The sequence below is a fragment of the Rouxiella sp. Mn2063 genome (genome assembly GCF_049319665.1).
Taxonomy (GTDB): domain Bacteria; phylum Pseudomonadota; class Gammaproteobacteria; order Enterobacterales; family Enterobacteriaceae; genus JBMOUD01.
In genome coordinates this window covers 24,400-38,227 of record NZ_JBMOUD010000008.1, presented here as the reverse complement: position 1 = coordinate 38,227, position 13,828 = coordinate 24,400, and the positions used below count along the sequence as shown (strand labels likewise).

Genomic DNA, 13,828 nt, shown 5'->3' with positions numbered 1-13,828 from the left:
TTGTTGCTCAAGCGGAGAAACGGGGCTTACATAATGAAGCCCCGCAAAGTTTACGCATTAATGATGGGTGAGTGTCGCAAAGTAATAAACCAGAGGGAGCGCTAAGATATACAGACTGATTGGCACTTCACGCCATTTCCCCGCCACGACTTTAATAGCGACGTAGAACAGCAACCCACCCGCAATCCCGGTTCCGAAGCTGTTAGAGATAAGTGTCGTCATCACCATCAGCAATACCGGCAATGCGTCAGTGAAATTGCTCAAATCGACTTTACGTAATCCACTAAACATATTCAGGCCAATGAGAATCAGCGCAGGTGCCGTGGCTTCTTTCGGGATCATCAACGCGATCGGTGTAAACAGCAGCATCAGCAGGAACATGATAGCGGCTGTGAAAGCCGTCAGACCCGTTTTTCCCCCAGTTTCAGCGCCTGCGGAAGATTCAACTAGCGCAGTCGCGGCTGGAATGCCGACAATCGGTCCCAGCGTTGCGGCAATAGAATCGACGATGAAGGGCCGATTAATGTTACTCATATTGCCTTTCTCATCGAGTAACCCGGCTTCCCCACCGACGGCCAGCGTGGTGCCCATCGTAGAGAAAAACTCTGATGCGAAAAAGATAAAGAGGAACGGCAGGAAGGCAATATTCAGCGCCCCCATGAGATCAACTTTACCGAATAATGGGCCAACGGAGTGGGGCAGAGAGAACCACTGGGCTGGAATATGCGTCACGCCAAAAGGCAGCCCCAATAGCGTAGCAATAAGGATCGCCCACAGAATGGCGCCCGGTACGCGGCGAGCCTGTAGACCAATAGCAATCAGCAATCCGGCCAAGGCAATCATTGCGCCTGGCGTTGTGAAATTACCTAATCCTAGCGCATGTGTTTTTTCACTTGCGCTGACCAGACCGGCATTGCGGAAGCCGAGCAGAGCGATAAAGATCCCAATTGATGCGGTTAAGCCAAGTTTGATCGATTGTGGAATGGAACGTGTCACCACTTCACGCATGCCAAGTACGGTTAACACAAAGAACAAAATACCAGACCAACAGGCAATGCCTAAACCAATTGGCCAACTGATACCATCACCAGCCAGGGTAATGCCGACCAGCACCGAGCCACCAATACCGGGGCCAACCATAAACGGCAGGTTGGCGTAGAACGCCATAAATAGCGAACCAATAACACAAACGATAATGGTGCCCGTCAATGCAGCGCCTTTATCAACGCCTGCGGCTGAAAGTAATCCGGGGATAACTATTAATAGGTATGCAGCCGCTAGGAAGGCTGTGATACCGGCAATAGTTTCCTTTTTTACGCTAGTTTGATGATGGTGTAATTTAAAGCGCCGTTGTAACCAGTTTTCCCCGGTCGGTGCTGTAATTGGTTTTACTGGTGTTTCTGCCATGTTTCTAAAACTCCGCTAAAATCATTGTGATGTTGTTATGTTTTTTCTTCTTATTCTCTGCTGCTGTACTTAATCATCAGGCCAGATTTCGAGGATTGGATTGACGATTTGGCGCAGTCCGCCGTCGGTTAATCCTAAATCGGTCAGATGCGGGCCTGCGTTGCAGGCTAAACAGGTGCCTTCAATGGCTTTAAATACCCGGTAAGGAGGCTCCCAATCTGCCACCTTGGCACTGAGTTCACGTAAAAGAGCAAACTGTTTAGCCAATTCTGCCGCGGGTAATTCTGATAACATCCCTGCGATAGGCATCTCAATATGGGCGAGTAGCTCGCCATGTTGACTCAATGCCATACCTCCACCGCTGGCGATCAGTGTGTTGGCAGCCAGCATCATATCCGCAGGATCTCGGCCTAAAACAACCAGATTGTGTGAGTCATGAGAATATGATGTCGCAATGGCGCCACGCAGTTCTCCCCAGCCTTCAAGTAATGCCAGTTGCGGCGTGGCATCATGTCGTCCATGGCGATGTTGTACCCAAATAAAGCTAAATCCTTCAGGTAGCAGCACCGCGCCATCGCGTACATCGACCAGCGTTTCACTCCACTGTGTAAAACGGGCTCCTTTAATATTGCGCAAACGTGCGCGGCCGTTAGTCACGCCAGGAATGCGTAATTGGAAATCTTGTGCCTGCAAAGGGGAAAGGCGCATGGTATTTTTAGGGGCTTGTACATTGCTGGCGGCTTTTGGGCTGAACAGCATTTTGCCCTGTTTCGCGACGCAAACGCCTGCGACATAAACCTGACTTGGTTTGATCTGTTTCAGGCTATCAAAAATAATAATATCGGCAGTGCGCCCCGCTGCAATCAAGCCAAGATCATTACGCTGCATGCGAATCGCCGCATTAAAGGTTGCCATTCTTAACACGTCTTCGGCTTTTAAACCCTGCTCGATAAGAATATTGATCAGGGCGATTAACCCTCCTTTTTCTAGCAGGTGATCCGGCGGGACATCGTCAGTGCATAGCGTAATTTGTGAGGAAAGATGTGGCAGGCTTTGTAACGCGTGCACAATTTCAGGCAACAGATAAGGATGCGAACCGCGAATTTGCAGCGTAAGCCCTGCGCGGAGCTTTTCTAACGCGTCTTCTGCCGAAGTCAGCTCATGATCTGAGGTGACGCCAGAGGCCAGATAAGCCTGTAAATCAGCCCCTTTGAGCCCACGAGCATGACCTTCAATCAGTTTTCCGCTATTAAGGCCTGCCTCAAGGATTTCTAACATCCTCTCACTGCCATTAAGCACGCCATACATATCCATCACTTCCGCCACGCCAGCGACTTCTGGCCAGGCGAGCATGGTATTCATCTCTTGGCCTTTAAAGTCTGCGCCAGACATTTCTAAGCCTGGTGTTGAGGGCACGCTAGAAGGGGCTGCGCAAATAACGCGTAGCGGCAAGTTACGGCTGGATTCAACGGCATAGCGCACGCCATCAACACCTAAAACATTTGCCAGTTCATGCGGGTCCCAGAAAATAGTGGTTGTACCTTGGCCAACGACTATTTCGGCGTAGCGTTCGGCAGGCAAATGCGAGCTTTCTACATGAACGTGGGTATCAATTAATCCAGGGGAGAGATACGCACCGGCCAAATCATCAGTTTGGATAGCTTGTTGATACTGGCCGCAAGGATGAACACTGGCGATCATCGACCCGACAATTCCGATATCAGCATCGCGAATCTCGCCTGTTACCATATCGATCAAACGGGCGTTGCGTAATAAGAGATCAAAGGGAAGTTGACCAAGTGCTGCTTGAGCCGCTTTGCGACGCAAAGCAATATTTGAAAATTGTTCTATCATAAGTGTCTTGATAAAAAGGGTTATGAAGATAATGTAGGCAGGTGGGGCTGGTTTTAACAGATGATTTATTTTATCGGCTGATAAGAAGCAGTTATGCTAAGCAAACGTTTTCTATTTTTTATTGGATCAACAGGTGGCTATCTCCGAACCTTGGCGCCGATTACCGGCACTCTCTCTTAAACAGATCCAGTACTTTGTCACGCTGGCTCAATTGCGCAGCTTTACCGAAACAGCACATCGTTTGGCAATTAGCCAACCCGCGCTGAGTAGTTCGCTGCGCCAAATAGAGTCGGTGCTTGGTGGTAAATTAGTTAACCGTACCGCGCAGTCGGTCACACTAACCGAACAGGGAATGGCGATTCTTCCTTATGCGCAACGTCTGCTGAATGTTGCGCAAGGCACTTTTGATGATATGCAGCAAATTATGGCGCAGGGTGGAGATGGTACTTTGCGTATCGGATTAATTCCGTCAGTCAGCACGTTACTTTTTCCGGCAGTTCCCCAGTTGTTAGCCCAGCATTTTCCTAATTTGCGGGTAGAATTTCATGATCAAACCAATGATTCATTACTCGTTGAATTAGATAATGGGTCTCTGGATTTCGGCATTGGTGCATTAGATAGTACCGTTCCTGATTCTTTAGAAATACATCCTCTATGTGAAGACCCTTTTGTCGTTGTCATGCGCAAAGATGATAGCCTTGCTCAGGAATATCATCTTCCGTGGAAGTTATTAGCTAATCGTCCTATTGCTGTGTTTTTAAAAGGTAATTTAAATAGATTAGTGAACTCGTTAATAGAGAGCCATAATTTAAATATTAGTATTAATTACCGCGTGGATTTTATTGAGACGCTATATGGCTTAGTACGATCTCGTTTAGCTCTCGCTATTTTACCGGCATTTTATACGGCAACATTGAATGATGATGAACTGAAAGTCGTTCATTTACAGCAACCTGAGGTAAGTCGAACGCTGGCTATGATGCGTAAGCCTTCAACGCAATATTCAATACAGGCAGAAAAATGTTTTCAGTTATTGTTGCAAGAATTTCATCGTAGAGTTAAATGAGTAAGTTATAAATACTTTAAAATAACATTTTAATAATGGATAACGATGATGAGATTGGATGTGATAATAGAAATTGAGCCGACAAGTCGGCTCAATGGCATTAAATGAAAATCCTTTTATCGTACAAATTTCCAGACTGAAGTAGGGATTTTATCATACAGCTTATTCATTGTTAGCTCTGCGAGGCGGTGATCGGCGGCAGAGTAAAACAATTCCAGCTCGTCATCTGAAAGCTCATACTTGTTTTTTTCAATGACGCGTTCAAGAGTATCAATAGTTGTGCATTTTCTTAAACGCATCAAGTAGTCGATTTTGTTCATTATAGCCTTTTTCGTTAGGTGTCTAAAACTGTGTCTAAAACTATGTCCAATTGTCTTTTATGTTTTCATTAGAGTACATACGTACTCACCTGAGAACATTCTGAATAGTCGCTTTTTGGTTTTTTCCCATTGGCGTAAGTCAGAATCATTTATTCCGTAATTACTGAACAAGGTATAAGTATCGTCGAGATACTCTTCAACCAGATCGCTCAAGTGATTATCATTCGGATATTTTATTTTAAAACTCATTACAAAAAACGCAATATGTTCAATCAGTTCGTTCAGTTGCAAATTCAATGCCGAGGTTGGGTCATTAACCCAGCCGTGATGGCTGTCACCCAGAGTAGCAATTCCTTCGTCATATAAACTTTCACTCAGGAACCGCAACTGTGCAATATCATGTCGCTTAGGCGAGTACTCATCCATATCATCCCCTCCGTAATGGCTTAATTCGGTGTTGATAACACTCTGTGAGTAAACAACAAAACTTTTAACTAACAACCAGCCTTTCACTAAGCAACTGTTTTACTAAACAACAGTCCTCGGCCAAACATCTGTCTGTAGCTGAACCGCAAGAAAACAGATCGAACGGTTATTCATACTGCATAGTATAAATGTTGTGTAGTACAAATACTGCTGAGCAGAACACAACAACCCAAACAAAAACTGACCTTGCCAAACTGTAAACACAAACGTTGAATCAAATCTGTTACGGGAAATCAATCGAGTAGATATCGCAAAGATATAATTAAATATAATCTACTTTTTCTAACTCGCGCAATCCAATTGCATAAACTTACAATTCATTTTCTGTACCAGAAGGATCGAAATTGATTATATCAAATTCAAGACCGTCTGGCTGAACTTTAAATGATACTTTTTCTAGCATGGTTTCTTGGGCATTAATGTCAAGGCAACCATTGAAGATCTCCCAACGAAAAGTGTAATTCATTGAGTAATTATTGTTATCTATCAAAGTGATAGATAATGCCTTCAAAGAGTTAGGGATGTAGTGAGCATTCTCAGAATAAAAATTCAGGCCTGAGGTAAGAGGGGCTTCTAGTACTGAAAGATACGATCTGATAAGAGAAAATAACTGCTCGATATCTGGCACTATCCCGTGAAAATTATGCGGGATTATTTTTTTCATTTAGGATAATTCTTACAATAACTAATTGGGCTATTATTATGACATGATTTATTAAAGAGACTATGATACTTAGCATAAAATTCATAATATACTAACTTTTCAAATCATTGATTTCGTTATTTTTTATTAAATATTCATAATAACTTACTATTTTTTAACTCAAATTATCTAACTATCCCTTTTCGCTTAAGAAAAATACGCTTTTTTTTTAAGCGAGCATGAGCATTTTTCACGAATGATTACAACTTCATATCTTGTAAAAAAATCACTTATATGATGTTATAATGTATCAGAAAAATAGGCCGTTTTTATGACTAAAACACTCTTTACTCTCTCTGCATTTTCTCGCTGTGCGGCAGCTGCTGTGTTGATCGCTTTCCTATGGTTAGGCATCTATTGGGCTATTTCTTTACCATGATTACAGTCAAAAAACTCGAAGTAGGCTATGACCGTCGTGCGGTCGCTGCCCCTATTGATGGCACGATTAACGCAGGCTCCCTAACGGCAGTTATTGGGGCTAATGGCGCCGGTAAGTCGACCTTTCTTAAAACGTTAGCTGGTTTGCAGTCTCCGATTGCCGGGAATATTATTTTTAATTCGGCAGAGACCGGTAAAAAACGCCCGCGCTTGGCTTATTTGCCGCAACAAGCTGAGTTAGATAGAACCTTCCCTATTCGGGTATTTGATCTGGTCGCGATGGGATGCTGGCCGCAAAGCGGCTTATTTGGTGGTATCAACCGCGAATCACGCAATCAGGTAGAACAGGCATTAGATACGGTTGGTATGACTGAGATGGCGTACTCCTCCGTAGGGGAACTTTCCGGCGGGCAATTACAGCGCGCTCTGTTTGCACGCTTACTTATTCAACAAGCGCCACTTATTATGCTTGATGAGCCTTTTACTGGTATTGATAGCCAGACAATAGCCCTATTATTGCAAGTCATTCAGCAGTGGTATCAACAAGGCAAAACAGTCATCGCTGTATTGCATGATATCTCTATGGTTGCTGAGCATTTTCCTCAGGTGTTATTTCTTAGCCAAGATCAGAATATTTGGGGGAGTGCTGACGATGTGCTGTGTCATTTCCCACATCGTAATCATGCCTGTGTTTCTGCAGATAGCTTCTCTGTGGATAGGATTGCCATTTAATGTTTGTTTTCCATTTTCTTTTTGATCCCTTTATTCAGTTTGGATTTATGCGTAGGGCATTGATTGCCTGCCTGGCCCTGTCGATAAGCGCCACGCCATTAGGGGTATTTTTGATGTTACGGCGTATGAGCCTGGTTGGTGATGCGTTGTCTCATGCGGTATTACCAGGTGCGGCAATTGGTTACCTGATTTCTGGTATGTCGTTGGTGGCAATGGGAGTTGGCGGTTTTATTGCTGGGCTTTCTGTGGCGATGCTTTCTGGCGTAGTGAGCCGACGAACTAAGTTAAGAGAAGATGCCAGTTTTGCCGGTTTCTATCTGGGCTCGTTAGCATTGGGCGTGACATTAGTCTCGCTACGTGGCTCGAGCGTCGATTTATTGCATGTTTTGTTTGGTTCTATTTTGGCCGTCGATGCACACGCGATGATTATGGTTGGCATTATTACCAGTTGCTCTTTGATCGTACTGGCTTGTATTTATCGTGCATTAGTTATCGAGTCTTTTGACTCATTATTCTTACGCGTCAGTGCGGGAAAATGGTTGGCCGTTGTTCAGGCAATTTTCCTTGGGTTAGTGGTTATTAATCTGGTGGCTGGTTTTCAAATCCTCGGCACGTTGATGTCGGTTGGATTGATTATGTTACCTGCAGCGAGTGCGCGCTTTTGGGCGAGAGACCTTCCTCATACCATTCTTAGCGCGATGTTAATCGGTATTTTGTCCAGCTTTGTCGGATTGGTCTGGTCTTATTACGCATCGATCCCCGCAGGGCCGGCTATCGTGCTCAGTGCAAACGTTGTGTTTTTCATCTCTGTTTTGTTTGGAACGCGGGGCGGGATGTTGACTGCTTCGCGACGTTAAGAAAGTAAAAATGAAAGGAAAGATTATGAAATTAACACCAATAGCTTTGACAGTAGCTGCCCTGCTGTCTAGCCCACTGGCAATGGCTAAGACAGTCAATGCCGTGGCCAGTTTCTCAATCCTCGGGGATATCGTTCATCAAGTCGGTGGTGAACACGTTAAGGTCAGTAGCTTAGTTGGACCTAATGGCGATCCGCATACGTTTGAACCGGCTCCGAAAGACAGCAAACTGATCGCCAGCTCTGATGTAGTATTCGTCAGTGGGTTAGGATTAGAAGGCTGGATGGATCGTTTGATTGGTGCATCGGGCTATCATGGCGAAGTAGTTACAGCCTCAAAAGGCATTAGCACACACCAAATGGAAGATGATGGTAAAACTGTCACCGATCCTCATGCATGGAATAGCATGGCAAATGGTGTCATTTATGCCACTAACGTGATGAATGCCTTAATTGCGGCAGATCCTGAAGATGCTGAGTACTTTAAGGCGCGTGGCAATGCTTATATCCAGCAGCTGCAAAAACTTGATACTTGGGCAAAATCAGAGTTTAGCGCTATTCCGGTTGATAAACGTAAAGTGCTGACTAGCCATGATGCTTTTGGTTACTTTGGTCGTGAATATAATGTCACCTTTATGGCCCCGGTAGGTTTTTCAACAGAATCAGAAGCTAGCGCCAGCGGGGTTGCGGATTTGATTAAACAGATGAAGCAGGAGAGCGTTAAATCCTACTTCTTTGAAAACCAGACCGACCCGCGTTTGGTACGACAGATTGCTGCGGCTACCGGCGCTAAACCTGGAGGCGAGTTATATCCAGAATCCCTTTCAACAGCGGATGGCCCGGCATCTACTTATGAGAAAGCCTTCACTCATAATGTTGAGGCAATTGTTGCCAGTATGAAGTAGTGATTTAACTCTGCTCATCCCCTGATATTTATTGGGGGATGGATAGGGGATATTCTTTTCTTTCAAAAAACGAAAGCCCCGTTGGGCAAGCAACGGGGCTTTTTTACGTCATGGCCTATGCACTACATAAAGGCTAGCGTTTTTTCTTACGACCCTGAACCGCTTTAAAGCGTGGATTGCTTTTGCAAATAACGAAAACGCGGCCTTTGCGTTTTACTATTTTGCAATCTGGATGGCGATTCTTTGCGGATTTTAACGAACTTAAAACCTTCATAATTTAGTCCCTGAAAGCGTTTATTTTTTAGTAAGGAAGCTACCAAAGCGCTGATTGAAACGTGCGGTGCTGCCTTCTTTGGACAGAGTTTTCTGTTTGCCTGTGTAATGCGGATGTGAGGCAGAAGAAATATCCAGAGTGACATAAGGGTAGGTTTGACCTTCAAACTCGATAGTACGATCGGTTGAAATAGTCGAACCTACTTTGAAATACTCATCAACACCCGTGTCATGAAAAACGACGGTGCGATAGTTAGGATGAATATTAGGTTTCATAAATGGCCTTAACTGTTATGTTATACTATAACGCAAGTATGCACATCTTTTACCCCACGTTCAATACCTGCCATAAAAGTTTTATGTTCCCACTTAAGAAAAATAGGCAATAAAAAAGGGCCGCTTTCGCGACCCTTTAGGCAACTTACTGAATTGTAATATCAATATCAGTTATTGTGGTGTTCAACCGGATGACTGTGTTCTAGCTCGTCTTTATTCTTACTAAAGCGGCGGCGAACCACCACGAAGAATACTGGGACGAAGAAGATTGCCAGCAAGGTTGCAGAGATCATACCACCCATTACGCCAGTACCTACGGCGTTTTGAGCACCAGAACCTGCGCCTGAACTGATAACCAGCGGTAGAACACCGAGGATAAATGCCAGAGATGTCATCAAAATTGGACGCAAACGCATACGTGCCGCTTCTAATGTAGACTCAATCAAGCCTTTACCTTCTTTATCCATCAGGTCTTTCGCAAACTCGACGATCAGTATGGCGTTTTTCGCCGACAGGCCGACAGTCGTCAACAAGCCAACGATAAAGTAAACGTCATTGTCTAATCCGCGCGAAATGGTAGCAATCAATGCACCGATAACCCCAAGCGGAACCACCAACATTACTGAGAATGGTATCGACCAGCTTTCATACAGAGCTGCCAGGCACAAGAACACCACGATAAGTGAGATGGCGTAAAGTGCTGGAGCCTGGTTACCAGATAGACGTTCCTGATAAGACATGCCGGTCCAGTCGTAGCCGATGCCTGCTGGTAATTTAGCAGCCAAAGATTCCATCATTGCCATCGCATCACCACTACTTCTGCCCGGAACTGGCATACCTTGGATCTCCATAGATGGCAGACCATTGTAGCGTTCCAGACGTGGCGAACCATATTGCCACTTAGTCGTTGAGAAGGATGAGAATGGTACCATTTGGCCTGAACTACCGCGTACATACCAATTGTTCAGATCAGAAGGCAGCATACGGAACTTGGATTCACCTTGAACGTATACTTTTTTCACACGACCACGGTCAACAAAGTCATTGACGTATGATCCGCCCCAAGCTGAGCCCAGCGTGGTATTGATATCGGAAATCGATACTCCCAACGCCTGTGCTTTTTCTTGGTCGATGATCAGTCTGAACTGAGGGGTATCTTCCAAGCCATTTGGACGTACTGCCATCAGCAGGTCTGGATGTTGTGCTGCCATACCCAGCAATTGGTTACGAGCTTGAGTTAATTTCTCGTGGCCAAGGCCACCCTGATCGATCAACTCAAAGTCAAAGCCGCTTGCTGTACCCAACTCAATAATTGCAGGTAAGTTGAAGGCAAACACCATTGCATCTTTGATTTTGCTAAACGCGCCCATTGCACGAGCGGTAATAGCCGGCACTTTATTTTCTTCACCGCTACGTTGCGACCAGTCTTTCAGACTGACGAAGGCGATACCGGTGTTCTGTCCACGTCCTGCGAAGCCAAAGCCGTTAACGGTAAATACCGATTCGACGTTAGCTTTCTCTTTGGTCAGATAGTAATTACTGACTTCATCCAGAACTTTTTGCGTACGTTCCTGCGTTGCACCCGCTGGTAATTGGGCCATGGTCAGGAATACGCCCTGGTCCTCTTCCGGTAGGAATGAGGTAGGGACCTGTATGAAGGTAATTGCCATCAGTACAACGATGACTAGATAGATAGCTAAATAGCGGCCAGTGCTGCGCAGCATATTGGCAACACTATCAGTGTAGTGGTGCGTACTTTGCTCGAACTTCTTGTTAAACCAACCGAAGAAGCCGGTAGTTTTACCATGATCGCCTTTGGCAATCGGTTTAAGCATAGTGGCGCAAAGAGCCGGAGTCAGAACCATCGCTACAACAACTGACAACACCATCGCAGAAACGATAGTGATGGAGAATTGGCGATAAATAACCCCTGTTGAACCACCAAAGAATGCCATTGGGACGAATACGGCACTCAGAACCAAGGCGATACCAACTAACGCACCCTGAATTTGCTCCATTGATCGCTTGGTGGCTTCTTTCGGAGGGAGTCCCTCCTCAGCCATGACACGCTCAACGTTTTCTACCACCACGATGGCGTCATCCACCAGTAGGCCGATCGCCAATACCATCCCGAACATCGTTAGGGTATTTATCGAATAACCAAAGGCAGAGATAACAGCAAAAGTACCTAACAATACTACCGGCACCGCAATCGTAGGGATCAGCGTAGCGCGGAAGTTCTGCAAGAAGAGATACATGACCAGGAATACCAGGACAATCGCTTCAAACAGCGTTTTTACTACTTCGTTAATAGAAATCTTAACGAACGGCGTGGTGTCGTATGGATAAACGACTTTCATACCAGCAGGGAAGAAAGGCTGCAATTTAGCGAGCTCAGCTTTCACCGCTGTTGAGGTTTGCAGTGCGTTAGCACCGGTTGCCAACTGAATACCCAAACCGGCAGCAGGACGGTTGTTATAACGAGCGACAACGTCATAGCTTTCGCCACCCAGTTGGATCTTGGAAACGTCTTTCAGACGTACTTGAGAACCATCTGGATTTACTTTTAACAGAATTTGGCCAAATTCATCAGCAGACTTCAAGCGTGTCTGAGCGATGATTGACGCATTCAACTGTTGGCCTGGAACCGGAGGAGTACCACCAATTTGCCCTGCGGCAACCTGGTTGTTCTGCACCTGAATGGCATTGATAACGTCAACTGGGGTCAGTTGGTAGTTATTCAGTTTGTTTGGGTCCATCCATACACGCATTGCGTACTGAGAACCGAACAATTGCACATTACCAACGCCTGAAGTACGGCTAATCGGGTCCTGGATATTGGAAGCAACGTAGTCAGCGATATCTTGCTGAGTCATGTTACTGTCAGAGATAAAGCCCGCTACCATCAGGAAGCTGCTGCTTGATTTCTGAACCTTGATCCCCTGCTGCTGTACTTCTTGTGGAAGCAGCGGCGTTGCCAATTGCAGTTTGTTCTGTACCTGAACTTGCGCGATATCCGCGTTAGTACCGGTAGTAAACGTCAAGGTTATCTGAACAGAACCAGATGAGTCGCTGGTTGAGGACATGTACATCAGGTTATCGATACCGTTCATATTCTGTTCGATAACCTGAGTGACGGAGTCCTGCACAGTCTGCGCATCTGCACCAGGATAGTTGGCTGTCAATTCAATTGCCGGAGGCGCAACGGAAGGATATTGCGATATTGGCAAGTTAAGAATTGCAAGTCCACCCGCCATCATAATGATGATAGCGAGTACCCAGGCAAAAATGGGGCGATCTATAAAAAACTTAGCCATGTATTACCGGCTCCTTTTAAGACTTCTTCGTTGCTGCCGAGTCGGCAGGCGCGTTTTGGTCCGCTTCTTGCGCCGTCACCTGGACTCCCGGTTTCACTTTTTGCAGACCGGTAACAATCACTTTGTCGCCGTCTTTCAGCCCTGAGGTAACAAGCCATTTGTCGCCGATAGCTTGAGACGCCGTGACATTGCGCAGCTCAACTTTATTCTCAGCATTGACAACTAAGGCTGTTGCATTACCCAATGGGTCATGGGTAATACCTTGCTGTGGAACCAGCAGAGCATTTTCGTCAACACCTTCAGACAGGCGAGCGCGTACAAACATGCCTGGCAGCAAAGCGTCATTAGGATTTGGGAAGATAGCACGCAGAGTAATAGAGCCTGTTGTTTCATCGACGGTTACATCAGAGAATTCCAATGTACCAGTCTGTGAATAGTCGCTACCGTTATCGAGAACCAGTGTGACTTTAGCTTTGCCGTTTTCTTGCTTCAGTTTGCCATCAGCCAATTCCTGTTTCAGACGCAGGAAATCATTGCTTGATTGGGTAACATCAACATACATCGGGTCAAGCTGTTGTACAGTCGCGAGCGCAGTGGTCTGCCCTACGGATACCAAAGCACCTTCGGTAACTGCAGATTTGCCAATGCGGCCACTAATAGGCGAGGTCACTTTGGTGTAGTTAAGATTGATACGTGCAGTTTCAACCGCCGCTTTAGCCGCAACAACATCGGCATCGGCCTGCGCAGCTGTTGATGCCGCAGTGTCGTAATCTTGTTTACTGACGTAGTTAGTACCAAGCAGTGGCTTATAACGATCAACAGTAACGCGAGCAACCTGAGCAGCAGCCTGGGCTTTGACTAAAGCGCCTTTCGCACTGTCGAAAGAGGCTTGATAAGTTGCAGGATCGATTTGATAAAGTGATTCGCCAGCTTTGATATCGCTTCCTTCAACATAATTACGTTTAAGGATGATGCCGCCTACTTGAGGGCGAACTTCAGCGACGCGGAATGCCGACGTTCGACCAGGAAGTTCAGTCGTAATGTTCAGCGGCTGGGTTTTCAGCGTTACCACACCAACTTCAGGCGCTTTAGGGGCACCTTGTTGTGATGACTGATTGTCACATCCTGTAAGAGCTAGAGTTCCGGATAGCATCAGAACGACTGCCAGAGGCGTTAACCCTCTGTTTCTGTTCATAAATAACCTCAAGTGTCCGATATTCAAAATTATCCAATGGATCACAACCTTAAAAACCCA

The 13,828-nt window shown here is 45.7% G+C and carries 13 protein-coding genes; 4 read left to right on the top strand and 9 right to left on the bottom strand.

Annotated features, from left to right (window positions below):
• Positions 1-57: 57 nt before the first annotated feature.
• Both ACL9RG_RS13095 and ACL9RG_RS13090 read right to left on the bottom strand, forming a co-directional pair.
• Entirely contained in the window at positions 58-1,407 is a 1,350-nt protein-coding gene (locus ACL9RG_RS13095) for an NCS2 family permease (protein ID WP_422793061.1), read from the bottom strand.
• A 69-nt stretch (positions 1,408-1,476) separates the two neighbouring features.
• On the bottom strand, positions 1,477-3,261 hold the full coding sequence (locus ACL9RG_RS13090) for an adenine deaminase (RefSeq protein ID WP_422793060.1): 1,785 nt from the start codon (positions 3,259-3,261) through the stop codon (positions 1,477-1,479).
• 139 nt (positions 3,262-3,400) lie between these two features.
• Here ACL9RG_RS13090 and ACL9RG_RS13085 point away from each other — a divergent pair, with 139 nt between their 5' ends.
• Entirely contained in the window at positions 3,401-4,327 is a 927-nt protein-coding gene (locus tag ACL9RG_RS13085; RefSeq protein ID WP_422793230.1) for a LysR family transcriptional regulator, read from the top strand.
• Between the two features lie 116 nt (positions 4,328-4,443).
• Here the strand turns inward: ACL9RG_RS13085 and ACL9RG_RS13080 are convergent, their stop codons facing one another.
• From ACL9RG_RS13080 to ACL9RG_RS13070, 3 genes are all read right to left on the bottom strand, one after another.
• Positions 4,444-4,647 (bottom strand): HHA domain-containing protein, encoded by a 204-nt coding sequence (locus tag ACL9RG_RS13080; protein WP_422793059.1) that lies wholly within the window; start codon positions 4,645-4,647, stop codon positions 4,444-4,446.
• A gap of 57 nt (positions 4,648-4,704) precedes the next feature.
• Complete coding sequence (gene tomB, locus ACL9RG_RS13075; protein WP_422793058.1) at positions 4,705-5,073, bottom strand: Hha toxicity modulator TomB; 369 nt, start codon at positions 5,071-5,073, stop codon at positions 4,705-4,707.
• A 370-nt stretch (positions 5,074-5,443) separates the two neighbouring features.
• Entirely contained in the window at positions 5,444-5,797 is a 354-nt protein-coding gene (locus ACL9RG_RS13070) for a hypothetical protein (RefSeq protein ID WP_422793057.1), read from the bottom strand.
• A gap of 414 nt (positions 5,798-6,211) precedes the next feature.
• Between ACL9RG_RS13070 and ACL9RG_RS13065 the strand changes: the two genes are divergently transcribed.
• The 3 genes from ACL9RG_RS13065 to ACL9RG_RS13055 are packed head-to-tail and all read left to right on the top strand — an operon-like array spanning position 6,212 to position 8,707.
• Positions 6,212-6,946 (top strand): metal ABC transporter ATP-binding protein, encoded by a 735-nt coding sequence (locus ACL9RG_RS13065; RefSeq protein WP_422793056.1) that lies wholly within the window; start codon positions 6,212-6,214, stop codon positions 6,944-6,946.
• Entirely contained in the window at positions 6,946-7,803 is an 858-nt protein-coding gene (locus ACL9RG_RS13060) for a metal ABC transporter permease (RefSeq protein WP_422793055.1), read from the top strand. Before ACL9RG_RS13065 ends, ACL9RG_RS13060 begins: the two co-directional genes overlap by 1 nt.
• Before the next feature lie 25 nt (positions 7,804-7,828).
• Positions 7,829-8,707, top strand: a complete 879-nt coding sequence (locus tag ACL9RG_RS13055; RefSeq protein ID WP_422793054.1) for a metal ABC transporter substrate-binding protein — start codon at positions 7,829-7,831, stop codon at positions 8,705-8,707.
• 133 nt (positions 8,708-8,840) lie between these two features.
• On the opposite strand, the gene ykgO is transcribed toward ACL9RG_RS13055, so the two are convergent.
• The 4 genes from ykgO to ACL9RG_RS13035 form a co-directional block, all read right to left on the bottom strand.
• Positions 8,841-8,981 carry a type B 50S ribosomal protein L36 gene (ykgO, locus tag ACL9RG_RS13050; protein WP_422793052.1) on the bottom strand — a complete coding sequence of 47 codons (141 nt, stop codon included), beginning with the start codon at positions 8,979-8,981 and terminating at the stop codon, positions 8,841-8,843.
• A gap of 20 nt (positions 8,982-9,001) precedes the next feature.
• The gene (locus ACL9RG_RS13045; RefSeq protein WP_422793051.1) at positions 9,002-9,256 is read right to left on the bottom strand and encodes a type B 50S ribosomal protein L31; all 255 of its coding nucleotides are present in this window, start codon (positions 9,254-9,256) and stop codon (positions 9,002-9,004) included.
• A 167-nt stretch (positions 9,257-9,423) separates the two neighbouring features.
• Entirely contained in the window at positions 9,424-12,573 is a 3,150-nt protein-coding gene (locus ACL9RG_RS13040) for an efflux RND transporter permease subunit (RefSeq protein ID WP_422793050.1), read from the bottom strand.
• A gap of 16 nt (positions 12,574-12,589) precedes the next feature.
• Positions 12,590-13,768 (bottom strand): efflux RND transporter periplasmic adaptor subunit, encoded by a 1,179-nt coding sequence (locus tag ACL9RG_RS13035; RefSeq protein WP_422793049.1) that lies wholly within the window; start codon positions 13,766-13,768, stop codon positions 12,590-12,592.
• Positions 13,769-13,828: the final 60 nt, after the last annotated feature.